Genomic DNA, 25,148 nt, shown 5'->3' with positions numbered 1-25,148 from the left:
TGGGCGTACGATTCCCTCCATGCCCGAGTTGAGCCATCGCCGCCGTCTTCTCGTGCTCGCGATCTGCTGTATGAGCCTGCTGATCGTGAGCCTGGACAACACCGTGCTGAACGTGGCGCTGCCGTCCATGCAGCGCGATCTGCACGCCACCACCTCCGGACTGCAGTGGACGATCGACGCCTACACACTGGTGCTCGCCTCGCTGCTGATGCTCGCGGGCTCGACGGCCGACCGGATCGGCCGCAAGCGGGTCTTCATGGCGGGCCTGGTGGTCTTCTCCGTCGGCTCACTGCTGTGCTCGCTCGCCCCGAACCTGTCCCTGCTGGTGGTCTTCCGGATGGTGCAGGCGGTCGGCGGCTCGATGCTCAACCCGGTCGCCATGTCGATCATCACCAACACCTTCACCGACGCCCGTGAACGGGCCCGCGCGATCGGCGCCTGGGGCGCGGTGGTCGGCATATCCATGGCGGCGGGTCCGCTGGTCGGCGGTCTGCTGGTCCAGTCGGTGAGCTGGCGCTCGATCTTCTGGATCAACCTGCCGGTCGGCCTCGCGGCCCTCCTGCTCACCCTCCGCTTCGTCCCCGAGTCCCGAGCACCGAAGGCCCGCCGCCCCGACCCGGTCGGGCAGCTCCTGGTCATCGCCCTGTTCGGCTCGCTGACGTACGGCATCATCGAGGCGCCGGACTCGGGCGCGGCCGCGGTGGCCCCGTTCATGGCGATCGCCTTCGCGGCCCTGCTCGGCCTTCTCTGGTACGAGCCCCGGCGCGCCGAACCCCTCGTCGACCTGCGCTTCTTCCGCTCGGCTCCGTTCAGCGGCGCCACGGTGATCGCGATCAGCGCGTTCGCGGCGCTCGGCGGCTTCCTGTTCCTCTCCACGCTCTACCTGCAGAACGTCCGTGGTCTCGACGCCCTGCACGCGGGCCTGTGGATGCTCCCGATGGCCGCGCCGACCTTCCTGTGCGCGCCGCTGTCCGGCCGCCTGGTGGGCAGCCGCGGTCCCCGTCTGCCCCTCCTGATCGCCGGTACGGCGATGACGGCGAGCGGCGTCCTCTTCGCGGCCTTCGAGGCGGAGACGTCGAACGCCACCCTGCTCGCCGGCTACATCCTGTTCGGTATCGGCTTCGGCTTCGTGAACGCGCCGATCACCAACACGGCCGTCTCCGGCATGCCGCGCGCCCAGGCCGGAGTCGCCGCCGCGGTCGCCTCCACGAGCCGGCAGCTGGGCCAGACGCTCGGCGTCGCGGTGGTCGGCGCGGTCCTGGCCTCCGGGATCGGCTCGTCACCCATGAAGCAGGCCTTCGTCCAGGCGGCCCGGCCCGGCTGGTGGATCCTCACCGCCTGCGGCCTGGCCGTCCTCCTCCTGGGCCTCCTCACCAGCGGCCGCTGGGCCCACCGCACCGCGGAACGCACGGCCGAGACCCTGGAGTCCGCGGAGATCCGCCAGACCGTGGGAGCGTCGGGGCGCGGCTAGCCGCCACCCTCGCCCGGACGGAACGGCGACCCCGGGTTCGCCGGGGTCCAGCGGGGCATGGCGCGGGCCCCCTCGCGGGGCAGCGCCACCGCTCCCCCTCCCCCGGGCCTTCTCAGACGCTCGCGGTGGCGGCACGGGCGATGTCGTACAGCCCCTCCAGACGCTCGCGGGTCTCCTCGTCGGCCGGGGCGTACGTCACCATGCGGGCGCCCTGCTCCGGGCCCAGCCACAGGTCCGTGTGCTCCAGCTTGAGGCGGCCCACGTGGGCGTTGAGGAACTCCTTGGTCTTGGTGCGGGCGGCGACGACCTCGTAACGCTCCCAGTTCTCACGGAAGTCGGGGGACTCCGTCTCCAGCCGCTTGATGAGCATCTTCCAGGCCGGCTCGCCGAGGTGGCCGGCCAGGGACGCGCGCAGCCGGGCGGCCATCAGGCGCTGGGTCTCCTCCAGGTGGACGACCGAGGCCTGCCAGTCCTCGTTCGTGTACACGAGGAGCATGCAGTTGCGGTCCTCCGCCGGCACCGCGTCCAGGTCGCAGAGCAGGAGGCCATAGGTGCGGTTGTAGGCGAGGATGTCGTACCGGCTGTTCTGGATGCAGGCCGGGATCGGCTCCAGCTGGCGCAGCATCTGCCGCAGGGCCGGGGTCACGCTCGGGCAGCTCGCGGCGGGCGTCGGATCGGTGGCGCCGGCCAGCCGGAAGAGGTGGGCGCGTTCACTGGCGTCCAGCATCAGGGTGCGGGCCAGGGCGTCCAGGACCTGCACGGAGACCTGGATGTCGCGGGCCTGTTCCAACCAGGTGTACCAGGTGACGCCGACCGCGGAGAGCTGGGCGACCTCCTCCCGGCGCAGTCCGGGCGTACGCCGCCGGGCCCCGCGGGGCAGGCCCACCTGTTCGGGGCTGATGCGCTCACGGCGGCTGCGCAGGAACGCGGCCAGCTCGTGCCGCCGGATCTCCGAGCCCCGCGCGGTCGGTTGCGGGGCGGTCTGCCGGTCCGAGGCCATGGTCGTCATGGTTCCAGGGTGCCCTGACCGTCATCCTGTTGCCAGGTACTTGTTCTACCAGGATCAGGACACTCTGGTACCAGTCTGCGCGGTGGCGCAGGCTCGGGGTCATGAGTGAAACCGTCACCACCCGGGCCGTCCGAACGACGGCCGCACCGCCCGCACTCGGCGGGCTCGGGCTGTTCACCGTACTGCTGGCCGCGGCGCTGCCGCTCGTCGATTTCTTCATCGTCAACGTCGCCCTGCCGACCATCGGCACCGACCTCGCCGCGAGCGAGGCCGTGCTGGAGCTGGTGGTGGCGGGGTACGGCGTCGCGTACGCCGTGCTGCTCGTGCTCGGCGGTCGGCTCGGAGACCTGTTCGGCCGGCGCCGGCTGTTCCTCGGCGGCATGGCCACGTTCGGCCTGACCTCGCTGGCCTGCGGACTGGCGCCGGACGCCTGGAGCCTGGTCGCGGCGCGGATCGCGCAGGGCGCCTCGGCCGCCGCGATGCTGCCGCAGGTGCTCGCCACCATCCAGGCCACCACCCACGGCGCGCGCCGCGCCAGGGCCATGAGCCTGTACGGCGCGACCGCCGGACTGTCCATGGTCGCCGGGCAGATACTCGGCGGGGTGCTCGTCGCCGCCGATGTCGCCGGGACCGGCTGGCGCGCGGTGTTCCTCGTCAACGTGCCCGTGGTCGCCCTCGGCCTGCTGCTCGCCGTGCGGGTCGTGCCGGAGACCCGGTCGCAGCACCCCGAGCCCGTCGACGGGCCCGGCACGGTCCTGCTCGCGGCGTCCCTGCTGACGCTGCTCGCCCCGCTCACCGAGGGCCGGGCCGCGGGCTGGCCGCTGTGGACGTGGCTGTCGCTGGCCGCGTTCCCGTTCGCCGCCGGTGCCTTCTGGGCCGTGGAGCGGCGGGCCGACCGGTCGGGGCGGACCCCGCTGGTGCCGCCGAGTCTGCTGGCGCTGGCCTCGCTGCGGCGCGGTCTGATCCTGATCCTGCCGTTCTCCGTCGGCTTCAGCGGCTTCATGTTCGTCATCGCGCTCGCGCTGCAGCAGGGCGCCGGGCTCGGCCCGGTCTCGGCCGGGCTCGCGCTCGCGCCGATGGCCGTGGTGTTCCTGTTCACCTCCCTCGCCGGTCCCAGGCTGACGGCCCGTCACGGCACCCGGGTCGTCACCGCGGGCTCGGTGGTCCAGGGCGTGGGCGTGCTGCTGATCGTGCTGGCCGCCTGGCGGGACTGGCCGCACCTGGACTTCGGTTCGCTGCTGCCGGGCGCCGCCGTGGCCGGTGCCGGGCAGGCGCTCCAACTGCCCAACGTCTTCCGGATCGTGATGTCCGAGGTGCCGCCCGCCCGGGCCGGTGTCGGCAGCGGTGTGATGGTCACCACCCAGCAGTCCGCGCTCGCCCTCGGCGTGGCCACGCTCGGCACCCTGTTCCTCACCCTCGTGCCGCGCCTGGGCATGCGGGACGCGCTGGTCACCACGCTGCTGGTGCAGTTGGCCGGGGTCGTGCTCACCGGGTTGCTCAGCCTGCGGCTGCCGCGCGAGGTCGGCTGAGCCGGGGCGGCTCCGGCCACGGCTTGGACAACTCCATGTGAAGCTCCCCCTGTTGATGTTCGTCTTGCTGCACACTCCTGTCCCGGCCGGGGTGTGCCACAGGAGTCGAGGAGACGTGAGGCGTCATGCCGCAGGGCAACAGCACGAGCAAGGTCAGCCGCTGGGACCAGCACGGCCGGGAGCACGTCGTGCGCGTGCAGCGCACGGGGGTGCAGCGCACGATCAGATGCGACACGTGCGGCTGGCGCAGAGGCGCCCAGTTCCTGCCGTGGCTGAAGGCGGAGGAGCATCTGGCCGAGGCCCATCAGGCGACGGTCGATCCGGCGGCGGACCGGCAGCCCTCCCGTTGAGCGCGCGGGTCCGGAAAAGGACCCGGCCATCCGCACTGACCTGCGCTCTTACTTGATCGGATCGGCGGTTACGCAGCGTCCCGAGTGGCCGACGGAGCGAAGTCGGGTCAGCCTGGGAGACGTCCGATCGAGCGACAGGAGATGAACATGACCTCCGTACTCCGCCATCACCGCTACGGCCGCGCGCTGGGCGCCGGGGTTCTCTCCGTGGCGCTGTTCTCCGGCGGTACGACCGGAGCATTCGCCGCGACCAGCACGCCGACCCCCACTCCCACGCCCTCGATGACCCGCACCGGCATGCCGACCACCAGGCCCTCGATGACCCGCACCGGCATGCCGACCACCAGGCCCTCCATGACCCGCACCGGCATGCCGACCACCAGGCCCTCCATGACCCGCACCGGCATGCCGAGCATGAGACCGTCGCGCACGCGGCCCATGATGGGCTCGATCACCATCGCGGCCAGCCGCACGGCCATCAAGGTCGGGAACAGCGTGGTGTTCACCGGTCGGGTCACGGGCATGAGGGGCGGCTCCACGCTCGTGCTCCAGCACCTGGAAAACGGCAAGTGGACCACGCTCAACTACAGGGCCGTCGCCAGCAGGAGCGGCCGCTACACGATCAAGCGGACCTTCACCAACAAGGGCACCCATCACGTGCGGGTGACGACCACGTCCGGCACCCTCCAGTCCTCGCCGGTCACCGTGACGGTGAGCTGAGACCCCGTATCAGCAGGTCCACGACGGCCGTGAACTCCTCGTCGACTCCGGGAGCCTTCCACTCCCGGGCGTAGCAGGGGTCGTGGAAGCGGCCGGTGGCCTGGAAGACGGCTCGGGCCGCGGCGGCCGGGTCGGGCACCGGGAAGGTGCCCGGCCCGGCCCCGTCCGCGATGATGCGGGTCAACTGTGCGGTCAGGTCGGCGATGTGCTCGCCGACCGCCGTGCCGTTCTCGTCGGTCAGCACCGTGTAGGTGGCGAAGAGTTCGGGGTCGTCGCCCGCCTTGTGCCGCTTGGCCTCGAACAGCGCCGCGAGCCAGGCCCGCAGCCGCTCGTCGGGAGTGCCGTCCGCCGTGACGATGACGGCCAGTTTCTCCGACGTCCGGTCCAGCCAGCGCTTGGTGACGGCCTCGCGCAGTGCCGCCTTGGTGCTGAAGTGCCGGTAGACACTGCCGTGGCTGACGCCGAGCGCGCGGGCCACGTCGACCACGGTGGCCTTGGCCGGGCCGTGGCGGCGCAGCACCTCCTCGGTCGCTTCGAGGATGCGCTCGGCGGTCAGGGGCTCGGTGGGCGGTGCCATGCCCTAGACCGTACCTGGAGCCACGGTCAGCGCTCGCTGTCGAGGTGTGCCATCTGCGCGGTCGGGTAGCGGTCGCCGGCCGCCGCGTCCGCCGGTACCGCCTGCTCGATCGCCGCCAGGTCGGCCGCCTCCAGGGAGACGTCCAGCGCGCCCAGCGACTCGCCCAGCCGCTCACGGGTGCGGGCGCCGACCAGCGGCACGATGTCCTCCCCGCGCGAGAGCACCCAGGCGATGGCGATCTGCGCGACCGTGACGCCCTTCTGCTCGGCGATCTTGCGCAGGGCCTCGACCAGGTTCAGGTTGTGCTGGAGGTTCTCGCCCTGGAAGCGGGGCGTGTGGGCGCGGAAGTCGTTCGCGGCCAGTTGCCGGTCGCGGGAGAAGTGGCCGGAGATCAGGCCGCGGGAGAGCACGCCGTACGCAGTGATGCCGATGCCCAGTTCGCGGGTGGTGGGCAGAATCTCCTGCTCGATGCCCCGGCTGATCAGCGAGTACTCGATCTGCAGGTCGGCGATCGGGGCGGTGGCGGCGGCCCGGCGGACGGTCTCGGCGCCGACCTCGCTCAGGCCGACGTGCCGGACGTAGCCCTTCTCGATCAGTTCGGCGATGGCGCCGACGGTCTCCTCGATCGGCACGGCCGGGTCGAGGCGGGCGATCCGGTAGACGTCGATGTGGTCGACGCCGAGGCGCTGCAGGGAGTAGGCGGCGAAGTTCTTCACGGCGGCGGGGCGGCCGTCGTAGCCGCTCCAGTTGCCGTCCGGGTCGCGCAGGGCGCCGAACTTCACGCTGGTCAGCGCCTGCTCGCGGAGGGCGGCCGGGGCGGTGCGCAGGGCCTCGCCGATCAGCATCTCGTTGTGCCCCATGGCGTAGAAGTCGCCGGTGTCCAGCAGGGTGACGCCCGCTTCCAGGGCGGCGTGGATGGTCGCGACGGACTCCGCGCGGTCGGCGTCGCCGTAGAGCGCGGACATGCCCATGCAGCCGAGGCCGAGGGGGGAGGTCACAGGGCCGGTGGTTCCGAGGGTTCGGGTTCGCATCGTCATGGCTCCACTGTTGCATGACAGCTGACAGATTTCAATATCTGTCAGTCCAACTTTGACATTCGGGCAGTCCGCGGGCTGTCGATTGGTCCAGACCTATTGACGAGAGGTCTGGACCAGAGCATTGTCATGCCTACGACACCTCACCGCACCCCCACCGGGAGGCCTCGCATGATCAGACGTCTGCTCGCCACCGCGCTCACCACGGCCGTCCTCATCCCTCTGGGAATCGCCACCGCCCCCACCGCCTCCGCGGCCGACACCTGCGCGGTGAAGTCCCGGCCGGCCGGGAAGGTGCTCCAGGGGTACTGGGAGAACTGGGACGGCTCCGCCAACGGCGTCCATCCGCCCTTCGGCTGGACCCCGATCACCGACTCCCGCATCCCCGCGCACGGTTACAACGTGATCGACGCGGCCTTCCCGGTCATCCGCTCCGACGGCACGGCCCTGTGGGAGGACGGCATGGACACCGGCGTGAAGGTGGCGACGCCCGCGGAGATGTGCGCGGCGAAGGCGTCGGGCCAGACGATCCTGCTGTCCATCGGCGGCGCGGCGGCCGGCATCGACCTGAACTCGACGGCCGTGGCCGACCGTTTCGTCGCGACGATCGTCCCGATCCTGAAGAAGTACGACTTCGACGGCATCGACATCGACATCGAGACCGGCCTGACGAACAGCGGCACCATCAGCCAACTGTCCACGTCCCAGGCCAACTTGATCCGCATCATCGACGGCATCCTCGCGCAGATGCCGTCGAACTTCGGCCTGACGATGGCCCCCGAGACCGCGTACGTCACCGGCGGCAGCATCACCTACGGCTCCATCTGGGGCGCATACCTGCCGATCATCAAGAAGTACGCCGACAACGGCCGGCTGTGGTGGCTGAACATGCAGTACTACAACGGCAGCATGTACGGCTGCTCCGGCGACTCCTACGAGGCCGGCACGGTCGCGGGCTTCACCGCGCAGACCGACTGCCTGAACAGGGGGCTGGTCGTCCAGGGCACCACGATCAAGGTGCCGTACGACAAGCAGGTCCCGGGTCTGCCCGCCCAGCCCGGCGCGGGCGGCGGCTACATGTCACCGTCCCTCGTCGCCCAGGCCTTGAACCACTACGGCACGTCCCTCAAGGGCCTGATGACCTGGTCGATCAACTGGGACGGATCGAAGAACTGGACCTTCGGCGACAACGTCAAGGCCCTGCAGGGCCGTTGAGCAGGGCGGCGAGTCCGATGGCGGTGGCCGGCACGTGCGGCACGGTGGCGGGTTCGGCTCCGGTGGACACGGTTCGCCACCCCTCGGAGAATGGGGGTTGTCGGCGAGCAGTCACTTCGGCGGCGCCTGCCGCCGGCCGTGCGGTGCTCCAGCGCCGCCCGAGGGAGGCTCGCCATGGCCGTCCGTATCGCCACCTTCAACACCGAGAACCTCTTCCGCCGCCCATCCGTCTTCCGCCTCTCGGACGCGGCCGAGCGCAAGCAGATCCTCGACGACTTCGACCGGCTGGTCACTCTCCTGGACAAGGAGACGTACACCGACGCGGACAAGCAGGAGATCTCGGCGCTCGTCCTGAAGCACCGGGCGTACAGCAGCGACCCGGACAACCCCCCGCCGATCTACGTCAACCAGAACCGCCCCGGGAAGAACAGCGGGCTCTTCGACACGCCTCCGCCGGGGTCACAGCCGACGCAGCTCGTCATCCGCGCCGCCGGCCGCGGCGCATGGGCCGGCTGGGCCGAGCTCGGCCAGGCCGACCTGGACATGACCGCGGTCAGCAACACCGGGCGAGTGATCGAAGAGGTCGACGCCGACGTCCTGCTGGTGCCCGAGGTCGAGGACCGGCTCACCCTGGAGCGCTTCAACGAGCACGTCCTGGGGCTGGGCGGACAGCCGTACCCCTTCAACATGCTGATCGACGGCAACGACCCGCGGGGCATCGACATCGGGATCCTCAGCCGCTTCCCCATCGTTTCCGTCCGGCCGCACATCTTCGACCCCGACCCGGCGGACCCGACGAAGCGCCTGTTCAGCCGCGACTGCCCCGAGTACGAGATCCAGCTCGGCAACGGGGAGACGCTGGTGATCCTCGGCAACCACCTCAAGAGCAAGTTCAACGACGATCCCGAGCTGCGCCTGGCCCAGGCGGAACGGGTCGCGGAGATCTACCGGGCCGCCCAGAAGCGCACCCAGAACGTCGTGGTCGCCGGAGACCTCAACGACTCGCCGGACAGCAAGCCCGTCGGGGTGCTGCTGGGCAGCACCCCCGAACTGCGCGATGTGATGGGCCATCCCTCCTACCAGGGTGATCCCGGCACACATGGCACCTGCCACGAGAAGCGGGACAAGCTCGACTACATCCTGCTTCCGCCGGCTCTGTGGTCGAAAGTGCAGAAGGTGGGCCTGGAGACGCGGGGCATCTTCGCGCACCCGAACCACTTCGGCAGCGTGACGGCGAAGACCGACGAGGCATCCGATCACGCGGCGCTGTACGTGGACCTGGACCTGTAGCCGAAAAACGCCCACCCACCGGCCGGACGAGTCCGGCGGTGGGTGGGCGGAAAAGGCCGGAGTTGCGTCAGCAGCCCAGCAGGCGGCCGGCGAGGTAACCCTCGATCTGGTCCAGCGACACGCGCTCCTGCTTCATCGAGTCGCGCTCCCGCACCGTCACCGCGTTGTCCTCGAGCGTGTCGAAGTCGACGGTCACGCAGTACGGCGTACCGATCTCGTCCTGGCGGCGGTACCGGCGGCCGATCGCGCCGGCGTCGTCGAACTCGATGTTCCAGTTCTGCCGCAGCGCCTGGGCGAGGCCCTTCGCCTTCGGGGACAGCTCGGGGTTGCGGGACAGCGGCAGCACGGCCACCTTCACCGGAGCCAGACGGTGGTCGAGGCGCAGCACCGTCCGCTTCTCCATCTTGCCCTTGGCGTTCGGCGCCTCGTCCTCGACGTAGGCGTCGAGCAGGAAGGCCAGCATGGTCCGGCCGACACCCGCCGCGGGCTCGATGACGTACGGCGTCCAGCGCTCGCCGGCCTCCTGGTCGAAGTAGGAGAGGTCCTGGCCGGAGGCCTTGGAGTGGGCGCCGAGGTCGTAGTCGGTCCGGTTGGCGACACCCTCCAGCTCGCCCCACTCGCTGCCGCCGAACTGGAAGCGGTACTCGATGTCGGCGGTGCGCTTGGAGTAGTGGGAGAGCTTCTCCTTCGGGTGCTCGTACCAGCGCATGTTCTCAGTGCGCAGGCCCAGGCCGGTGTACCAGTTCCAGCGCTGCTCCATCCAGTACTCGTGCCACGTCTCGTCCTCGCCCGGCTTGACGAAGAACTCCATCTCCATCTGCTCGAACTCACGGGTACGGAAGATGAAGTTGCCCGGCGTGATCTCGTTGCGGAACGACTTGCCCATCTGGGCGATGCCGAACGGCGGCTTGCGGCGCGAGGTGGTCTGCACCTGGGCGAAGTTGGTGAAGATGCCCTGCGCGGTCTCCGGGCGCAGGTAGGCGACGGAGCCGCTGTCCTGGGTCGGGCCGAGGTGCGTCGAGAGCAGACCGGAGAACTGCTTGGGCTCGGTGAACTGGCCCTTGTTGCCGCAGTTCGGGCAGTTGATGTCGGCCAGGCCGTTCGCCGGGACGTGACCCTTCTTCTCCTCGTACGCCTCTTCCAGGTGGTCGGCGCGGAACCGCTTGTGACACGCGGTGCACTCGGTCAGCGGATCCGTGAAGGTGGCGACGTGGCCGGAGGCGACCCAGACCTCGGAGGCCAGGATGACGGACGAGTCGATACCGACCACGTCCTCGCGCGACGTCACCATGTAGCGCCACCACTGGCGCTTGATGTTCTCCTTGAGCTCGACACCCAGCGGTCCGTAGTCCCAGGCGGCACGCTGTCCGCCGTAGATCTCACTGCACGGGAAAACGAAGCCACGGCGCTTGCTCAGGCTGACGATGGTGTCGATCTTGTCGGCGGCCACGGTGCTCTCTTCATTACGACGACGGGCGTTGAAGCGAGATGCTTCCAGCGAATGATTCAGGTTACCGGCGCAGGCTCCCCCCGGACCAAATCGGCCCCCTCCCCAAGCCCGCCCCCCCAGCCCCTCACGGGCCCTTACCGGCGTTTATTGACAACGGTTTCCATGTTTGTTGAAAATGACTGTCATGAACGTACGACGACGCCTCATACCCGCCGCCGCGATCACCGCCGCGACCGCCCTCGGCCTCGGCACCCTCACGGCCTGCTCCGGCGACAAGGCGGAGGCGGCGAACACCGGCAAGTTCGACGTCGTCGCGTCCTTCTACCCCATGGCCTTCCTCGCCGAGCGGATCGGCGGGAGCCACGTCCACGTCACCAGTCTCACCTCCCCCGGCCAGGAGCCGCACGACCTGGAGCTCAGCCCCCGGCAGATCGCCTCCCTCCAGGACTCCGACGCCGTCCTGTACCTGAAGAACCTCCAGCCCTCCGTCGACGACGCGGTGGCCCAGTCCCCGGTCGGTACGAAGATCGACGCGGCCTCCCTGACCACGCTGGAGCAGCACGGCAACGAGGTCGGCGGGCACGCGGCCGCGCACGACACCCACAAGAACGAGGAGTCCTCGGCCGAGGACCCGCACATCTGGCTCGACCCGGTGCGCTACGCCCAGGTCGCCCAGGGCGTCGGCAAGGCCTTCGAGAAGGCCGACCCCGAGCACGCCGCCGACTACCGGAAGAACACCACGGCCCTGGTCAGGCAGCTGACCGACCTGGACCAGCAGTTCAAGCACGGCCTCGCGCACACGAGGACCAAGGTCTTCATCACCACCCACGCCGCCTTCGGCTACCTCGCCGAGCGCTACGGCCTGACCGAGGAGGCCGTCAACGGCCTCGACCCCGAGTCCGAGCCCAGCGCCGCACGCGTGAAGGACCTGGAGACGATGGCCGGGGCCGACGGCGTCACCACCGTCTTCTACGAGACGCTCGTCAGCGACCGGACCGCGAAGACCATCGCGAGCGACGCCGGCCTGAAGACGGACGTCCTCGACCCGATCGAGGGCATCACCGCCAAGTCCCGCGGCAGGGACTACTTCTCCGTCCAGGAAGCCAACCTCAAGGCGCTCCAGCAGGCCCTCGGCTCGAAGTGAGGGGACACGAGATGACCAGCGAACCCGTCATGTCCCTGCGCGGGGTCACCGCCGAACTCGGCGCGCGCCCCGTGCTCCGGGGCATCGACCTCACGGTCCACCGCGGCGAGGTCGTCGCGCTGCTCGGCGCCAACGGCTCCGGCAAGTCCACGGCGATCCGCACGGTCATCGGCCAGGTCCCGGTCAGCGGCGGCGCGATCGAGCTGTTCGGCACCCCGCGCCGCGCCTTCCGCGACTGGGCGCGCGTGGGTTACGTACCGCAGCGGACGACGGCCGCCGGGGGCGTGCCCGCGACGGTGACCGAGATCGTGTCGTCCGGCCGGCTCTCCCGCACCCGCTTCGGCGTCTTCCGCAGGGCCGACCGGGAAGCCGTGCACCGGGCCCTGGAGCTGGTCGGGATGGCCGACCGCGCCAAGGACTCGGTGAACGCCCTGTCCGGCGGCCAGCACCAGCGCGTCCTGATCGCCCGCGCCCTCGTCGCCGAACCCGAACTCCTGATCATGGACGAGCCGATGGCCGGCGTCGACCTGGCCAGCCAGGAGGTGCTCGCCCGCACGCTGGAGCAGCAGGTCGACTCCGGTACGACGGTCCTGCTCGTCCTGCACGAACTGGGCCCCCTGGAGCCCCTGATCGACCGGGCGGTCGTACTCAGGGACGGCTGCGTCCTCCACGACGGCCCGCCCCCGCAGGCCGTGGGCCGGCACGCGCTGCCCGGCCACGACCACGTACACCCGCACGCGCCGGCGGGCACCGAACCTCTGCGGACGGGACTGCTGAGCTGATGGACCTCCTGAACTACGCCTTCATGCAACGGGCGCTGCTCGCCGCCGTCCTGGTCGGCATCACCGCGCCCGCCGTCGGCATCTACCTGGTCCAGCGCCGCCAGGCCCTGATGGGCGACGGCATCGGACACGTGGCGATGACGGGCGTCGGCCTCGGCTTCCTCCTGTCCACCTCCCCGGTGTGGATGGCGACCGCCGTCTCGGTGCTCGGCGCGGTCCTCATGGAGCTCATCCGCTGGTACGGCAGGACGCGCGGCGACATCGCCCTCGCCATGCTCTTCTACGGCGGTATGGCCGGCGGCGTGATGTTCATCAACCTCGCGCCGACGGGATCCAACGCGAACCTCACGACGTACCTGTTCGGCTCGCTGTCCACGGTGTCGCAGTCGGACGTCCTGTCGATCTGTCTGCTGGCCGCGTTCGTCGTGCTGGTCACCCTCGGCCTGCGCCGCCAGCTGTTCGCGGTCAGCCAGGACGAGGAGTTCGCGCGGGTCACGGGCCTGCCGGTGCGCGCGCTGAACCTCCTCACGGCGGTCACGGCGGCGGTCACGGTCACGGTCGCCATGCGCGTGGTCGGGCTGCTGCTGGTGTCCGCGCTGATGGTGGTGCCGGTGGCGGCGGCGCAGCAGCTCAGCCGCAGCTTCACCGCCACGTTCGTGATCGCCGTCGCGATCGGGGTGGCCGTGACCGTCAGCGGCACGATCACCTCCTACTACCAGGACGTGCCGCCCGGCGCGACGATCGTCCTGCTGACCATCGCCGCGTTCGCCGCACTGACGGTCCTTGCCACGCCACTGGCCCGCCGACGCGCCCGCGCGGCGGCCGCCGCACAGCCCGCCGGGGATCCGGCGGAGTGCACGATTCCGGCCACGAGAGAGGCCGGGGACGAGATCATCGTCTGACCGCTGACAGCCCGGGCTGGCACAATGGCCGCCCGGGCAGAAGCGACGTGAGGAGACAACGGTGACGACCGCTGGACCGCCCGTGAAGGGCCGCGCGACCCGCCAGCGTGCAGCCGTGGCGGCGGCCCTGAACGAGGCCGAGGAGTTCCGCAGCGCGCAGGAACTGCACGACATGCTCAAGCACAAGGGCGACTCGGTCGGCCTGACCACTGTCTACCGCACCCTCCAGTCCCTCGCCGAGGCCGGCGAGGTCGACGTTCTGCGCACGTCCGACGGCGAGTCCGTCTACCGCCGCTGCAGCACCGGCGAACACCATCACCACCTCGTGTGCCGTGCCTGCGGCAAGGCGGTGGAGGTGGAGGGCCCGGCGGTGGAGAAGTGGGCCGAGGCGATCGCGGCGGAGCACGGGTATGTGAACGTGGCTCACACGGTGGAGATCTTCGGTACGTGTGCGGACTGCGCGGCGCAGAACGGCTGACGTTGCTACACGCGGCTGAGGTGGCGGTCCAGGATCGCCCTCAGCCGGTCCGCGTCCGCCGGGTCGGCCAAGGCTCTCTTCGGCAGCGTCGTGAACGTGGTGGCGTTCTTGTCGGCGCTGAACAGGACGAACACGCGCGCCGTCTCCCGGTAGCGTGGCTGTGCGGCCCAGGCGACCGACGCCGTGGTGTGGTCGGTCGCCACGGACACGCCGCTCTCGGTGACCACCACCCGGAACACGCCCCGCTGTTCGGCCAGCCGTTGGAAGGCGCGGGCCTGCAACCACGGAGACAGCGCCAGCACAGCGGTGGCCACGACCATCGACACCAGCATGCCGGGCGAGAAGTGCTTGTCCCCGCGCGCGAGCGACATGATCTCCACCAGGGCGCCGCACCCCATCACGAAGGGCGTCCACCGGTAGATCCACCCCAGCCGGCTCACCCGCAGCCGCGCCCGCAGCGCCGAGGTGAAGTCCGCCGCCTCCGGCCGGTATCTCAGTTCCACGACGTCCTGCACCGCATCCCGCCCCATGTCCATGACCATGAGGCGGGATCGTACAGAAGCCGATCATCCGGTGCCCGCGCTTATGCCCGCCCGAAGCAGCGCTCCAGCTCGTCCAGGTCGTAGAAGGCACTGCCCTCGGTGATCGGACGGCAGCCCGCCTTGAACGGCGTCTCCCGCTCGTTGTAGAGCATGCGGACGAGGTAACGGCCGTCCTTCTCGTACACGTCCCACTGGATGTTCGCACCCAGAGGCGCCACCGACGCGCCCCGCCAGGAGTTGTCGGCGTAGGTGTACGGCTCCCCCGGCGTCGCCGGCTCGGTACTGCCCGGCAGGCCCATCAGCGCGGCGAGGGGGATGATCTCCTCGGCGTGGGTGAAGCGCAGCTCGGCGCCGAGGTCGCTGGTGCCGGCGCGCTTGGCCTCGACCTGCCGGAAGAAGTCGTCCAGGAGGACGCCGGCCATCTTGTAGGTGATGTCGCTGTCGGAGAACCCGGGGCCCTTCTCGTAGAAGTCCTCGGCGTCGGAGAGGTAGCCGAACCAGGCCGCGTCCGAGCGCGAGAGGTAGCGGTCCATGCCCCAGCCCCTGCCGTCGGGGTCGGGGCTCTCCTCGGACATGGCCGGTGCTATTGCGTACAGGTTGTAGATCGCCTGCGCGGCGCCCACCTGGTCGGTGATCCCGTCGACGAAGGGTTCCTCGAAGATCCTGCACAGCACACTGTGCGCGGCCCTTTGCGTCCTGGGCTGGTCGGTGATCGCGTTCAGCGTGTCCTTGAGGCGCTGGTCGTTCGCGATGTAGTCGCGGTACGCGGCACCGCCCGCCGCCTTGTGGAAGTACAGCAGGTCCTTGTCGGTGCGGGTGGGACCGATCAGCGGCTTCAGCGCGGGGTCGGCGGCGGCGAGGGCGCCGGTGTACTCGCCCGCGCTGTCCACGGCCCGCCCCTGCCCGGAGCTGACCACGTCGATCTTCTCGCCCTCGTCGGCGATCTTCGCGAACAGCGTGGGCAGCCGTTGCTCCATCCGCGTCGCGGTGTCCCGCATCTCCTGCCGCCCGCGCTCGCTGAGGTTGCCGTACCCGACCTTCTCCATGGCGGCCGTCAGCACCCGCACCGTCGGCCCGAACTCCTCACCCCGGCCGGTGAGTCGGCCCTCGGCCTGCGCCCTGTCCCACAGCCCGAGGACCAGGTCGCCGTCCTCGCTGCCGGTCGCCGCACGGGAGCCGTGCCGGGAGGCGTTCTCGGTGAAGACGGCGGTGTATCCGGCCGGGGGCTGCTGGTAGGTGCGCGGGTTCTGCCCGGGCTCGTACGGCGCCTTGGTGCCGTAACTCTCGCGGTGCGCGGGGCCGTCGGCGGCGTGCGCGGGCAGCGCGGTGAGCAGCAGGGCGCCGAGGGCGAGGACAGGCGTGAGACGTCTCATGGACCCCGCATCCTCGGCGACCGGTGTGAACCGCCGGTGGCTACGAGGTGGACTCGCCCCTCATGGCCTCCTCCATGGCGAGGAGTTCCTCGTTCGGCACGGCACCGCCGAACCGCCGGTCGCGGGAGGCGAATTCGACGCAGGCCCGCCACAGGTCGCGGCGGTCGAAGTCGGGCCACAGCACGTCCTGGAAGACCATCTCGGCGTACGCGCTCTGCCAGAGCAGGTAGTTGGAGGTGCGCTGCTCCCCGCTGGGCCGCAGGAAGAGGTCCACGTCCGGCATGTCGGGGTAGTACAGGTACTTCTGGATGGTCTTCTCGCTGACCTTCGACGGGTCAAGCCGCCCCGCCGCGACGTCCTCGGCCAGCGCCTTCGCCGCGTCGGCGAGTTCGGCGCGCCCGCCGTAGTTCATGCAGAAGTACAGGGTGAGGAGATCGTTGCCCTTGGTCTGCTCCTGGGCGACCTGCAGTTCCTTGGCGACCGACTTCCACAGCCTGGGCATACGGCCCACCCAGCGCACCCGGATCCCGAGCTCGTCGAGCTGGTCCCGCGTCTTGCGGATGAAGTCGCGGTTGAAGTTCATCAGGAAGCGGACCTCGTCGGGGGAACGCTTCCAGTTCTCGGTGGAGAAGGCGTAGAGGGAGATGTTGCGCACACCGATCTCGATCGAGCCCTGGAGCACGTCCAGCACCCGCTCGGCCCCGACCTTGTGCCCCTCGGTCCTGGGCAGCCCGCGCTCCTTGGCCCACCGCCCGTTGCCGTCCATGACGATGGCCACGTGGTTCGGGACCAGCTCGCCGGGGAGCTTGGGCGCGCGGGCGCCGGACGGGTGCGGCTCCGGCGCCTTGTACTCGCGCCGCTGGCGCCCCAGGATCCCGCGTACGACCATGTGCTTCTCGTCTCCCTCTTGCTTCTCGACGTACCTGAGCGTTACTTCTCGACGTACCTGAGCGAACGCAGCCCGCGCTCCAGATGCCAGTGCAGGTAGGCGGACACCAGCCCGCTGCCCTCCCGGACGTACCGCGCCTCGCACGCGTCCGCCGTCTCCCAGTCTCCCGTAAGCAGCGCCCCGAGGAGTAGCAGGGTCTGCGGCGACGGTACGACACTGCCGGGCACCCGGCAGTCGGCGCAGACGGAACCGCCGGAGGCCACGGAGAAGAACCGGTTGGGACCGGGCATCCCGCACTTCGCGCAGTCGCTGAAACTCGGGGCGTACCCGTTGACTGCGAGGGAGCGGAGCAGGAAGGCGTCGAGGACGAGGTGGGGTGCGTGCTCGCCCCGGGCCAGCGTCCGCAGGGCGCCGACGAGCAGCAGATACTGCTGCACCGCGGGCTCCCCCTCGTGGTCGGTGAACCGCTCGGCGGTCTCCAGCATCGCCGTCCCGGCGGTGTACCGCGCGTAGTCGGTGACGATCCCGCCACCATACGGCGCGATGGTCTCACTCTGCGTGCACAGGGGCAGCCCCCGCCCGACCAGTTCGCTCCCGCGCGCGAAGAACTGCACGTCGACATGGGAGAAGGGCTCCAGCCGGGCCCCGAACTTCGACTTGGTCCGCCGCACGCCCCGGGCCACGGCCCGCACCCGCCCGTGACCGCGCGTGAGCAGCGTGATGATCCGGTCCGCCTCGCCCAGCTTCTGGGTGCGCAGCACGATGCCGTCGTCGCGGAACAGACTCATGGGCACCATTCTCGCCCAAGCGCTCCCCCGCAGGGACCCTTAAACAATATGTTGAAGGCAGGCAGCTAACGCGACGTGAAAAAGTGGAAGAAGGTGCAGCCCGTGCCGCTCGACGGCTTCACTCCCTGGCCCGAGGACACCGCCCTCGCCTACCGCCGCGCCGGCTACTGGCAGGGCCGCCCCCTGCCCGAGCTGCTGCACGACACGGCGCACGAGCACGGCCCGCGCACCGCGCTCGTGCACGGCACGACCCGGCTGACGTACTTCCGGCTGGACCGCCGGGTGAGCCGGATGGCCGCCGGTCTGCGGCTGCGCGGCATCGAGCCCGGCAAGCGGGTCGTGGTGCAGCTGCCGAACACCCCGGAGTTCGTCGTCACGGTGTTCGCGCTGATGCGGGCCGGGGCGATCCCCGTGCTCTCGCCGCCGGCCCACCGGGAGACGGAGATCGCCCACCTGGTCGCCGCGACCGAGGCCGTCGGTTACGTCGGCCCGACCGTGCACCACGGCGTCGACCACGCGGCGATGGCCGCCCGGATCTCCGCCCGCTCGACGTCGCTGCGCCGCATCTTCACCCTCGCTCCGCCCAGCGAGCAGCGGGGCGGCTTCTCGATGCTGCCGGGCGGGGCCCTCGCCTTCCCGCTGCACACGGTGGACGAGGCACCCCTGCCGGACCGCAGCCTGGACGCCTCCGACGTGGCGTTCCTCCTCCCGTCGGGCGATACGACGACACCGCCGAAGCTCGTCGCCCGCACCCACGACGACTACGCCTGCCAGCTCCGCGCCGCCGCCGGACCGCTCGCCCTCGGCCCCGAGGACGTCTATCTGGCGGCGCCGCCCGCGGACTTCGCCCTCACCCTCGGCTGCCCCGGCATCCTCGGCACGCTGGCGGTGGGCGGCACCGTGGTCCTGCTCGACGACCCGGCGCCGGCCACGGCCTTCCGCGCGATCGAACAGGAACGGGTGACCGTCACCTCGCTGTCGCCCGGCACCGCCGCCCTCTGGCTGGACGCCCTGGACGACGCCAAGGCCGACCTGGACTCGCTGCGGGTGACGCAGATCGGCGGTGCCCACCTCGACCAGGCCCTCGCCGCCCGGATCGAGCCCGGTTTCGGCTGCCGGCTCCAGCGGGTGCACGGCAGGGCGGAGGGGCTGCTCACCGCCACCCGCCCGGACGACTCGCGGGAGGTGGTCCTCACCACCCAGGGCCGTCCGCTCTCCCCTGCCGACGAGATCCGCATCGACGCCCCCGAGGGCGGGACCGGCGAACTCCTCGTCCGAGGCCCGTACACCGTGCGCGGCTACTACCGCTCCCGCGACCTCGACGCCCGAGCCTTCACCGCCGACGGCTTCCACCGCACCGGAGACCTGGCCCGCCTGACCCCCGAGGGCAACCTGATCGTGGCCGGCTAGGGCACCTCCCCACGGCTGCGGGCGTCGGCGCAGTCGGTCGCCGCCCTCAGCCGCTCGGCGGCGGTGGCGGGCCGCACGGCTCCGGGGTCGGCGTCCCACTCCCTGCCTCCGCCGTAAGGTCTGAGCTGAAGGTACGGGCCCACGTCCCCCATGACGATCCCGACCCGCCCGGTACGGGTGTCCATGACATGGCTGCCGACCGGGAACGCGGGGGGCCTCACCGCGAGAACCCCGCCGCCACGGCCCTCGCAAGCCGCCGTTCGAGAGCCGACCGCAATTCCTTCAAGGTCTCCTCCGCCTCTTCGGTTCCGGCCATCCGCTCCCTCTCTTGCCGGTTTTCACTCTTCGCACACCATGGGTGACTCTCTGCCACTACATTCGGCCGGAGCCTGCACCCTGCAACTGCGGTTCGGGTCGAGGGAGTTGCCCATGGTCAACGGTTCTCGCCAGACAGCGGACAAACCGCCCGCCGCGTCGCCATTGGTGCCGACCTCTGGCGGCTAGCCCATTCGTGTGCGCCGTCTTGACCGCCCCCACGCCCCCTCCTATGGTCGCGCTACCGACCGGACGTAGGACGTAGGACGTCGTATCTCCCACCCCTCCTCCCCTCCCTCCCCCCGACGACTTGCTGGAGGACCCGTGCGCGACGACGTGAACCCCGACGTACCGGCACCGCGCCGCCGGTCGTTCCTGAAGTACACGGGTGCGCTGGGCGCGGCCGCAGTTCTGCCACCCGTACTGGCGGGCTGCTCCGCCGGACCGGAGTCCACGAACGACACCGGAAGCGGCGGCAGCGGCAAGGACCGGACGCTGACCGCCGTGATCGGCTACGGCAACGACGGCAGCTGGGATCCGACGCAGACGGCGTCGGCGTTCTGCATGGCCGCCAACAACCATGTCTACGAGGGGCTGCTGGACACCGATCCGATCACCCGGGTGCCGTATCCGGCACTCGCCACCGAGGTACCCAAGGACGCCAACGCCACCACCTGGCGGTTCACCCTCCGCTCGGGCGCGACCTTCCACGACGGCAAGCCCGTCACCGCCGACGACGTCGTGTTCGTCTTCGACCGGATCCTCGACCCGAAGACCCAGACCCTCGCCAAGGGTTTCTTCGTGAGCTGGCTGAGCGGCGCCCGCAAAGTCGACTCGCGCACCGTCGAGCTCGTGCTCAAGTTCCCCTTCCCCGACGGGCTTTCCCGGCTCACCCTCGCCAAGATCATGCCGAAGCACGTCTTCTCCAGGCCCGGTGCCTGGGACGACGCCATCAAGGGGCTGGCCGTCGGCTCGGGGCCGTACCGGCAGACCGCGCACCATCCGAAGTCCAACACCACCTTCGAGGCGTACGCCGGCTACAACGGGCCCCGCCCGCCCGCCTTCAAGCGGATGAACTGGCTGACCATCGTCGATGCCGCTCCCCGCGTCGCGAAGATCTCCGGTGCCGACGCCGGGGCGCAGATCGCCGACAACATCCCGTACGCCAACATCGCGCGGCTGGAGCAGGGCGGGCTCAAGGTCGCCGGCGGCGCCGGGATGAACAACCTGTTCCTGATGTTCAACACCCAGCACAAGCCCTTCGACGACGTGCGGGTGCGGCAGGCACTGCACTACGCCATCGACACCGAGAAGATGGTTCAGGTCGCCCTCAAGGGGCACGGGAAGCCCGCCTCCTCGTTCCTGAACGAGGGCAACCCCGCCTACCGGCGGGCCAGGACCGTGTACGGCTACGACCCCGAGAAGGCGAAGGCCCTGCTGCGAGCCGCCGGGGTCGGCAACCTCAAAGTCAACATCCTGGCCGTGAACGTCAGTTGGATCGTGGACTGTCTGCCGACCATCAAGTCCTCCTGGGACGCGATCGGCGTGGAGACGACGCTGGCGCCGCAGGAGACCACGGCCGTGTTCACCAAGATGGACCAGAAGCAGGACTACCAGGTCGTCGCCGCGGCTTCCAATCCCAATCAGTTCGGGCTCGACGCCGACCTGATCATGCACTACAACTACGGGCCGCAGAACCTGTGGATGGGGTACACCCGGTGGGGGGGCGACCCCGTCGCCAAGCAGCTCTTCAAGGACATGGACCGGGCGACCCGGGAGCCGGATCCGGACAGGAAGAAGGCGATCATCCAGGACTACATCGACGTCGTCGCCGAGCAGGCCGTGCTGTACCCGGTCGTCCACAACGAGCTGATGACCGCCTGGGACCCCCGGAAGCTCACGGGCATAAGGGCGCAGCCCTACCCCGGCATCAATCTCCTCCAGGCCACGTGGGTCTGACGGTATGACGGCTGTCGTACGGATCCTGCTCCGCCGTATCGCACTGCTCGTGCCGCTGATGCTGGGGATCGTGCTGTTCGTGTTCCTGGTGATGCGGTTCTCGGACGTCGATCCCGCGTCCGCGTTCTTCCAGGGCGCCAACCCGACCCCGCAACAGCTGCACGACTTCCGCGAACGGAACGGCCTGCTCGATCCGCTCCCCGTCCGGTACGTCCACTTCGTCGGCGATCTGCTCCACGGCGACCTCGGCACCAGCGCCCTGACCCGGGCACCGGTGGTCGACCAGGTCACCACCGCGCTGCCGCTCACCCTCCAGCTGACCTTCCTCGGCCTCGGCCTCGCGGTGGTGCTGGCGCTGACGGGTGGCGTCACGGCGGCCGTGTACCGGGACCGGATCCCGGACCAGGTCATCCGGGTGGTCTCGCTGGTCGGGGTGGCCGCGCCCGGCTTCTGGCTGGCGCTGCTGATGATCCAGTACCTGGCGGTGGACCGGGGCTGGTTCCCGACCGGCGGCTACATCAACCCGGCCGACTCGGTCACGGGCTGGCTGAAGACCATGGCGCTGCCCGCCTTCGCCCTGTCCCTGCCGGTCGCCGCCCAGCTGACGAGGATCGTGCGGACGTCGGTGGTGGAGGAACTGGACAAGGACTATGTGCGGACCGCGATCGGGAGCGGGCTGCCGCCGCGGGTCGTCGTCGGGCGGAACGTCCTGCGCAACGCCCTGGTCAATCCGCTGACCGTGCTCGGACTGCGGGTCGGTTACCTCCTCGGCGGAGCCGTCGTCATCGAGACGATCTTCTCGCTGCCCGGCATGGGCAAGCTGATGATCGACGCCGTGCAGAACGGCGATCCGGCGGTCGTGCAGGGGGTGGTGCTGACGACCGCCACCGGGTTCGTCGTCGTCAATCTCGTCATCGACATCCTGTATCTGCTGGTCAACCCACGTCTGAGGGCAGGCTGATGGTCACGCGCGCGAGTCTTGCCGAGCGGCTCTCCCGGCCCGGTGGCGTGCGGCTGCGGGGCTGGCGCCGGCTGCCGCTGCTGTCGAAGGCCGCCGTCTGTTTCCTGGTCCTCGTCGTCCTCGTCGCGGTACTCGCCCCGCTGCTCGCCCCCGACGATCCGCTGGACCAGCAGAACCCGGCCGGTGGCAGCGGGCACCCGTCCGCCGCGCACTGGCTCGGGCAGGACAGCCTCGGCCGGGACATCCTGAGCCGGCTGATGTACGGCGCCCGGTGGTCGCTGGCGATCGGGCTGGGAGCGACGGCGCTCGCGCTGGTCGTGGGGGCCGTCATCGGGGCGGTGGCCGCCACCTCCCGCAAGGCGGTCGACGAGACGCTGATGCGCTGCCTGGACGTGGTGATGGCGTTCCCGGGGATCGCGCTCGCGGCCGTGCTGGTCGCGGTCTTCGGCGGGGGGATCGGCGTGCTGATCTGCGCCATCGCCTTCCTGTTCACACCGCCGGTGGCGCGGGTGGTGCGCGCCAACGTCCTCGACCAGTACGGCGAGGACTACGTCACCGCGGAACGGGTGATCGGCGCCCGTACGCCCCACATCGTGGCCCGGCACGTGGCCGTGAACTGCGCCGCCCCGGTGCTGGTGTTCTGCACGGTCCAGGTCGCCGAGGCGATCGTGTTCGAGGCGTCGCTGTCCTTCATCGGCGCCGGGGTGCGGCCCCCGGACCCGTCCTGGGGCAGTGTCATCGCCGACGGCAAGAACATGGTGCTGACCGGCGGCTGGTGGGCGACCGTCTTCCCCGGGCTGCTGATCCTGCTGACCGTGCTGTCGCTGAACATCCTCTCCGAGGGCGTGTCCGACGCGTGGGCGGCACCGGCCGCCCGCGAAACGGAAGCCGCCGAGGACCGGCTGGAGAAGGCGGAGCCCGGTGAGGTGCTCCAACTGCCCGGACTGACCGAGGCCGCGCGGCGGCTGCGGTCCCGGGCCCGGCCGCTGCCCGACCGGAGCGGGCAGCCGGTGCTCGCCGTGGAGAACCTCACCATCGGCTTCCCGGACCGGCACCGGGGCGTGGACATCGTCGCAGGAGTCGGCTTCGAGGTGCACCCCGGTGAAGTGCTCGGTCTGGTCGGCGAGTCGGGCTGCGGGAAGTCGCTGACCGCGCTCACCGTCATGGGGCTGCAGCCGAGGGACGCGCGCATCGGCGGCCAGGTGCGGTTCCGGCAGCGGGACCTGCTCGCCGAGCCGATGCGGGCCAGGCGGCGGCTGCTCGGGCACGAGATGGCGATGGTCTACCAGGACGCCCTGTCCTCGCTGAATCCGGCGATGACCATCCGCGCGCAGCTGAAACAGCTCGTCCGGCGCGGCGGCCGGCGCAGTCCGCGCGAGCTCATGGAGCTGGTCGGCCTGGACCCCGAGCGCACCCTGCGCAGCTATCCGCACGAGCTGTCCGGCGGGCAGCGCCAGCGCGTGCTCATCGCCATGGCGCTCTCCCGTGAGCCGCGGCTGATCGTCGCCGACGAGCCGACGACCGCCCTGGACGTCACCGTGCAGGCCCAGGTGATGGAGCTGCTGCTGCGGCTGCGCGAGGAGCTGGGGTTCGCACTGATCCTGGTCTCGCACGACCTGGCGCTGGTCGCCGACGTCACCGACCGGGTGGTGGTGATGTACGGCGGGCAGATCGTGGAGAGCGGGGTGACCGCCGACCTGGTGGCGGCGCCGGCCCACCACTACACGCGCGGACTGCTCGGCAGCGTGCTCTCGCTGGAGTCGGCCGAGGAACGGATGACGCAGATCAAGGGGGTCGTACCGGCCCCGGCCGACTTCCCGGCGGGCTGCCGCTTCGCCGACCGCTGCCCGCTGGCGAGCGAGGTGTGCCACGCCCAGGCGCCCGTCCTGGCCGGTACGGGCACCCACACGGCCGCCTGCCACCATCCGGCCGTACCCGTCGAGGAGGCTCTCCGGTGAACGCCGTCGTCGACGTCCGGGACGCCCATGTCGTGCACAGGGCCCGCAGCGGCGGGCTGCTGCGCCGTGACCGGGTGTACGCCCTGACCGGCGCCGACCTCTCCGTGGCCGCCGGGGAGACGGTGGGCGTGGTCGGCGAGTCGGGGTGCGGGAAGTCGACGCTGGCGCGGGTGCTGGTGGGCATCCAGCGGCCGGTGTCGGGCACGGTGGCGTTCCGGGGCCGGGACCTGTGGACGATGCCGCCCGCCGAGCGCCGGGCCACGGTCGGCGCGGGCGTCGGGATGGTCTTCCAGGACCCGTCGACCGCGCTCAACCGGCGGCTGACCGTACGGCGGATCCTGCGCGACCCGCTGGACGTCCACGATCGTGGGACCAGGGCCGAACGGGAGGATCGGGTACGGGAGTTGATGGCCCTGGTCGGGCTGCCCCGGGCGCTGGCCGACGCGCTGCCCGGGCAGCTCTCCGGCGGGCAGCGGCAGCGCGTCGCCATCGCCCGCGCGCTCGCCCTGGACCCGGCGCTGGTGGTCGCCGACGAGCCGACCAGCGCCCTGGACGTGTCGGTGCGCGCACAGATCCTGAACCTCCTGCTGGACCTGCGGGAACGACTCGGTCTGGCCCTGGTGTTCGTCTCGCACGACATCCAGACGGTACGGCGGATGAGCGACCGGGTGATCACCATGTACCTGGGCCGGATCGTGGAGGAGACCCCGTCCGGCCGGGTCACCGACGCCGCCCGGCACCCCTACACCCGCGCCCTGTTCTCGGCCACGCCCGGCCTGCTGGACCCCATCGACCCGATCCCGCTGACCGGTCCGGTGCCCTCGGCGACCCGGCCGCCCAGCGGCTGCCCGTTCCGCACCCGCTGCTGGAAGGCGGACGGGTTGTGTGCCGAGGCGATGCCGGACTTCTCGGCCGCGTCACGGCCCGGACACCGCTACCGGTGCCACCATCCTGTCGAGGAGGAGGAATCGACCCGCGACCTAGCACGCCAGGAGCCCTGAC

Annotated in this window: 25 protein-coding genes; 15 read left to right on the top strand and 10 right to left on the bottom strand. The window is 70.6% G+C overall.

Annotated elements, in window-relative coordinates; genetic code table 11:
- Nucleotides 1–19 precede the first annotated feature (19 nt).
- Entirely contained in the window at nt 20–1,471 is a 1,452-nt protein-coding gene (locus ACWGJ5_RS10005; RefSeq protein WP_453309252.1) for an MFS transporter, read from the top strand.
- Between the two features lie 112 nt (nt 1,472–1,583).
- On the opposite strand, the gene ACWGJ5_RS10000 is transcribed toward ACWGJ5_RS10005, so the two are convergent.
- Nucleotides 1,584–2,480, bottom strand: coding sequence for a helix-turn-helix transcriptional regulator (locus ACWGJ5_RS10000; RefSeq protein ID WP_453309251.1), 897 nt, complete (start codon nt 2,478–2,480; stop codon nt 1,584–1,586).
- A 101-nt stretch (nt 2,481–2,581) separates the two neighbouring features.
- Here ACWGJ5_RS10000 and ACWGJ5_RS09995 point away from each other — a divergent pair, with 101 nt between their 5' ends.
- Both ACWGJ5_RS09995 and ACWGJ5_RS09990 read left to right on the top strand, forming a co-directional pair.
- Nucleotides 2,582–4,009 carry an MFS transporter gene (locus ACWGJ5_RS09995; RefSeq protein WP_453309250.1) on the top strand — a complete coding sequence of 476 codons (1,428 nt, stop codon included), beginning with the start codon at nt 2,582–2,584 and terminating at the stop codon, nt 4,007–4,009.
- 125 nt (nt 4,010–4,134) lie between these two features.
- A complete protein-coding gene (locus ACWGJ5_RS09990) occupies nt 4,135–4,359 on the top strand; it encodes a hypothetical protein (protein ID WP_228620312.1) in 225 nt (74 codons plus the stop codon).
- A 173-nt stretch (nt 4,360–4,532) separates the two neighbouring features.
- Here the strand turns inward: ACWGJ5_RS09990 and ACWGJ5_RS09985 are convergent, their stop codons facing one another.
- Nucleotides 4,533–4,883: a hypothetical protein gene (locus ACWGJ5_RS09985; RefSeq protein WP_453309249.1), complete on the bottom strand. Its 351-nt coding sequence runs from the start codon at nt 4,881–4,883 to the stop codon at nt 4,533–4,535.
- On the opposite strand from ACWGJ5_RS09985, the gene ACWGJ5_RS09980 reads away from it, so the two are divergent.
- Nucleotides 4,882–5,079 (top strand): hypothetical protein, encoded by a 198-nt coding sequence (locus ACWGJ5_RS09980; RefSeq protein WP_453309248.1) that lies wholly within the window; start codon nt 4,882–4,884, stop codon nt 5,077–5,079. The two genes, ACWGJ5_RS09985 and ACWGJ5_RS09980, sit on opposite strands and share 2 nt — an antisense overlap.
- On the opposite strand, the gene ACWGJ5_RS09975 is transcribed toward ACWGJ5_RS09980, so the two are convergent.
- Together ACWGJ5_RS09975 and ACWGJ5_RS09970 are read right to left on the bottom strand one after the other, a co-directional pair.
- Nucleotides 5,060–5,656 carry a TetR family transcriptional regulator gene (locus ACWGJ5_RS09975; RefSeq protein ID WP_453309247.1) on the bottom strand — a complete coding sequence of 199 codons (597 nt, stop codon included), beginning with the start codon at nt 5,654–5,656 and terminating at the stop codon, nt 5,060–5,062. The two genes, ACWGJ5_RS09980 and ACWGJ5_RS09975, sit on opposite strands and share 20 nt — an antisense overlap.
- Nucleotides 5,657–5,682: 26 nt before the next feature.
- Nucleotides 5,683–6,693 carry an aldo/keto reductase gene (locus ACWGJ5_RS09970; protein ID WP_453309246.1) on the bottom strand — a complete coding sequence of 337 codons (1,011 nt, stop codon included), beginning with the start codon at nt 6,691–6,693 and terminating at the stop codon, nt 5,683–5,685.
- A gap of 168 nt (nt 6,694–6,861) precedes the next feature.
- Here ACWGJ5_RS09970 and ACWGJ5_RS09965 point away from each other — a divergent pair, with 168 nt between their 5' ends.
- Nucleotides 6,862–7,905, top strand: coding sequence for a chitinase (locus ACWGJ5_RS09965; protein WP_453309245.1), 1,044 nt, complete (start codon nt 6,862–6,864; stop codon nt 7,903–7,905).
- Nucleotides 7,906–8,079: 174 nt separating this feature from the next.
- Nucleotides 8,080–9,195: an endonuclease/exonuclease/phosphatase family protein gene (locus tag ACWGJ5_RS09960; protein ID WP_453309244.1), complete on the top strand. Its 1,116-nt coding sequence runs from the start codon at nt 8,080–8,082 to the stop codon at nt 9,193–9,195.
- Between the two features lie 67 nt (nt 9,196–9,262).
- On the opposite strand, the gene ACWGJ5_RS09955 is transcribed toward ACWGJ5_RS09960, so the two are convergent.
- Entirely contained in the window at nt 9,263–10,645 is a 1,383-nt protein-coding gene (locus ACWGJ5_RS09955) for a glycine--tRNA ligase (RefSeq protein ID WP_453309243.1), read from the bottom strand.
- A gap of 184 nt (nt 10,646–10,829) precedes the next feature.
- On the opposite strand from ACWGJ5_RS09955, the gene ACWGJ5_RS09950 reads away from it, so the two are divergent.
- The 4 genes from ACWGJ5_RS09950 to ACWGJ5_RS09935 all read left to right on the top strand — a co-directional run bounded on the left by ACWGJ5_RS09950 (nt 10,830) and on the right by ACWGJ5_RS09935 (nt 13,951).
- Complete coding sequence (locus ACWGJ5_RS09950; RefSeq protein WP_453309242.1) at nt 10,830–11,789, top strand: metal ABC transporter substrate-binding protein; 960 nt, start codon at nt 10,830–10,832, stop codon at nt 11,787–11,789.
- Nucleotides 11,790–11,800: 11 nt separating this feature from the next.
- Nucleotides 11,801–12,571 carry a metal ABC transporter ATP-binding protein gene (locus ACWGJ5_RS09945; RefSeq protein WP_453309241.1) on the top strand — a complete coding sequence of 257 codons (771 nt, stop codon included), beginning with the start codon at nt 11,801–11,803 and terminating at the stop codon, nt 12,569–12,571.
- The gene (locus tag ACWGJ5_RS09940; RefSeq protein ID WP_453309240.1) at nt 12,571–13,473 is read left to right on the top strand and encodes a metal ABC transporter permease; all 903 of its coding nucleotides are present in this window, start codon (nt 12,571–12,573) and stop codon (nt 13,471–13,473) included. Before ACWGJ5_RS09945 ends, ACWGJ5_RS09940 begins: the two co-directional genes overlap by 1 nt.
- Before the next feature lie 61 nt (nt 13,474–13,534).
- Nucleotides 13,535–13,951, top strand: coding sequence for a Fur family transcriptional regulator (locus ACWGJ5_RS09935; RefSeq protein WP_453309239.1), 417 nt, complete (start codon nt 13,535–13,537; stop codon nt 13,949–13,951).
- Between the two features lie 5 nt (nt 13,952–13,956).
- On the opposite strand, the gene ACWGJ5_RS09930 is transcribed toward ACWGJ5_RS09935, so the two are convergent.
- The 4 genes from ACWGJ5_RS09930 to recO are packed head-to-tail and all read right to left on the bottom strand — an operon-like array spanning nt 13,957 to nt 17,543.
- Entirely contained in the window at nt 13,957–14,493 is a 537-nt protein-coding gene (locus ACWGJ5_RS09930) for a YcxB family protein (protein WP_453309238.1), read from the bottom strand.
- Between the two features lie 41 nt (nt 14,494–14,534).
- Nucleotides 14,535–15,866: a histidine-type phosphatase gene (locus tag ACWGJ5_RS09925; protein ID WP_453309237.1), complete on the bottom strand. Its 1,332-nt coding sequence runs from the start codon at nt 15,864–15,866 to the stop codon at nt 14,535–14,537.
- 40 nt (nt 15,867–15,906) lie between these two features.
- Nucleotides 15,907–16,755, bottom strand: a complete 849-nt coding sequence (locus ACWGJ5_RS09920) for an isoprenyl transferase (RefSeq protein ID WP_453309236.1) — start codon at nt 16,753–16,755, stop codon at nt 15,907–15,909.
- A 41-nt stretch (nt 16,756–16,796) separates the two neighbouring features.
- Nucleotides 16,797–17,543 (bottom strand): DNA repair protein RecO, encoded by a 747-nt coding sequence (gene recO / locus ACWGJ5_RS09915; protein WP_228620341.1) that lies wholly within the window; start codon nt 17,541–17,543, stop codon nt 16,797–16,799.
- 75 nt (nt 17,544–17,618) lie between these two features.
- On the opposite strand from recO, the gene ACWGJ5_RS09910 reads away from it, so the two are divergent.
- Nucleotides 17,619–18,953: an AMP-binding protein gene (locus ACWGJ5_RS09910; RefSeq protein WP_453309235.1), complete on the top strand. Its 1,335-nt coding sequence runs from the start codon at nt 17,619–17,621 to the stop codon at nt 18,951–18,953.
- Here ACWGJ5_RS09910 and ACWGJ5_RS09905 read toward each other — a convergent pair.
- A complete protein-coding gene (locus tag ACWGJ5_RS09905; protein WP_453309234.1) occupies nt 18,950–19,138 on the bottom strand; it encodes a hypothetical protein in 189 nt (62 codons plus the stop codon). The genes ACWGJ5_RS09910 and ACWGJ5_RS09905 overlap by 4 nt on opposite strands.
- A 454-nt stretch (nt 19,139–19,592) precedes the next feature.
- Here ACWGJ5_RS09905 and ACWGJ5_RS09900 point away from each other — a divergent pair, with 454 nt between their 5' ends.
- Genes ACWGJ5_RS09900 through ACWGJ5_RS09885 form a run of 4 tightly spaced genes read left to right on the top strand, consistent with a single transcriptional unit; the run spans nt 19,593 to nt 25,147 of the window.
- Nucleotides 19,593–21,227 carry an ABC transporter substrate-binding protein gene (locus ACWGJ5_RS09900; protein ID WP_453309233.1) on the top strand — a complete coding sequence of 545 codons (1,635 nt, stop codon included), beginning with the start codon at nt 19,593–19,595 and terminating at the stop codon, nt 21,225–21,227.
- Nucleotides 21,228–21,231: 4 nt separating this feature from the next.
- A complete protein-coding gene (locus ACWGJ5_RS09895) occupies nt 21,232–22,188 on the top strand; it encodes an ABC transporter permease (protein ID WP_453309232.1) in 957 nt (318 codons plus the stop codon).
- A complete protein-coding gene (locus ACWGJ5_RS09890; RefSeq protein ID WP_453309231.1) occupies nt 22,188–24,146 on the top strand; it encodes a dipeptide/oligopeptide/nickel ABC transporter permease/ATP-binding protein in 1,959 nt (652 codons plus the stop codon). The genes ACWGJ5_RS09895 and ACWGJ5_RS09890 overlap by 1 nt, the downstream gene beginning before the upstream one ends.
- Nucleotides 24,143–25,147, top strand: a complete 1,005-nt coding sequence (locus ACWGJ5_RS09885; RefSeq protein ID WP_453309230.1) for an oligopeptide/dipeptide ABC transporter ATP-binding protein — start codon at nt 24,143–24,145, stop codon at nt 25,145–25,147. The genes ACWGJ5_RS09890 and ACWGJ5_RS09885 overlap by 4 nt, the downstream gene beginning before the upstream one ends.
- Nucleotide 25,148: the final 1 nt, after the last annotated feature.

The sequence above is a fragment of the Streptomyces sp. NPDC054783 genome (genome assembly GCF_053611725.1).
The sequence above is the reverse complement of the archived record's forward strand: the minus strand, read 5'-3'. Positions and strand labels throughout refer to the sequence as shown.

Coding starts and splice junctions, on each gene's coding strand:
- ACWGJ5_RS10005 (WP_453309252.1), top strand. CDS start 20: ATGCCCGAGTTGAGCCATCGCCGCCGTCTTCTCGTGCTCGCGATCTGC.
- ACWGJ5_RS10000 (WP_453309251.1), bottom strand. CDS start 2,480: ATGACGACCATGGCCTCGGACCGGCAGACCGCCCCGCAACCGACCGCG.
- ACWGJ5_RS09995 (WP_453309250.1), top strand. CDS start 2,582: ATGAGTGAAACCGTCACCACCCGGGCCGTCCGAACGACGGCCGCACCG.
- ACWGJ5_RS09990 (WP_228620312.1), top strand. CDS start 4,135: ATGCCGCAGGGCAACAGCACGAGCAAGGTCAGCCGCTGGGACCAGCAC.
- ACWGJ5_RS09980 (WP_453309248.1), top strand. CDS start 4,882: ATGAGGGGCGGCTCCACGCTCGTGCTCCAGCACCTGGAAAACGGCAAG.
- ACWGJ5_RS09985 (WP_453309249.1), bottom strand. CDS start 4,883: ATGCCCGTGACCCGACCGGTGAACACCACGCTGTTCCCGACCTTGATG.
- ACWGJ5_RS09975 (WP_453309247.1), bottom strand. CDS start 5,656: ATGGCACCGCCCACCGAGCCCCTGACCGCCGAGCGCATCCTCGAAGCG.
- ACWGJ5_RS09970 (WP_453309246.1), bottom strand. CDS start 6,693: ATGACGATGCGAACCCGAACCCTCGGAACCACCGGCCCTGTGACCTCC.
- ACWGJ5_RS09965 (WP_453309245.1), top strand. CDS start 6,862: ATGATCAGACGTCTGCTCGCCACCGCGCTCACCACGGCCGTCCTCATC.
- ACWGJ5_RS09960 (WP_453309244.1), top strand. CDS start 8,080: ATGGCCGTCCGTATCGCCACCTTCAACACCGAGAACCTCTTCCGCCGC.
- ACWGJ5_RS09950 (WP_453309242.1), top strand. CDS start 10,830: ATGAACGTACGACGACGCCTCATACCCGCCGCCGCGATCACCGCCGCG.
- ACWGJ5_RS09945 (WP_453309241.1), top strand. CDS start 11,801: ATGACCAGCGAACCCGTCATGTCCCTGCGCGGGGTCACCGCCGAACTC.
- ACWGJ5_RS09940 (WP_453309240.1), top strand. CDS start 12,571: ATGGACCTCCTGAACTACGCCTTCATGCAACGGGCGCTGCTCGCCGCC.
- ACWGJ5_RS09930 (WP_453309238.1), bottom strand. CDS start 14,493: ATGGTCATGGACATGGGGCGGGATGCGGTGCAGGACGTCGTGGAACTG.
- ACWGJ5_RS09925 (WP_453309237.1), bottom strand. CDS start 15,866: ATGAGACGTCTCACGCCTGTCCTCGCCCTCGGCGCCCTGCTGCTCACC.
- ACWGJ5_RS09920 (WP_453309236.1), bottom strand. CDS start 16,755: ATGGTCGTACGCGGGATCCTGGGGCGCCAGCGGCGCGAGTACAAGGCG.
- recO (WP_228620341.1), bottom strand. CDS start 17,543: ATGAGTCTGTTCCGCGACGACGGCATCGTGCTGCGCACCCAGAAGCTG.
- ACWGJ5_RS09905 (WP_453309234.1), bottom strand. CDS start 19,138: ATGGACACCCGTACCGGGCGGGTCGGGATCGTCATGGGGGACGTGGGC.
- ACWGJ5_RS09895 (WP_453309232.1), top strand. CDS start 21,232: ATGACGGCTGTCGTACGGATCCTGCTCCGCCGTATCGCACTGCTCGTG.
- ACWGJ5_RS09890 (WP_453309231.1), top strand. CDS start 22,188: ATGGTCACGCGCGCGAGTCTTGCCGAGCGGCTCTCCCGGCCCGGTGGC.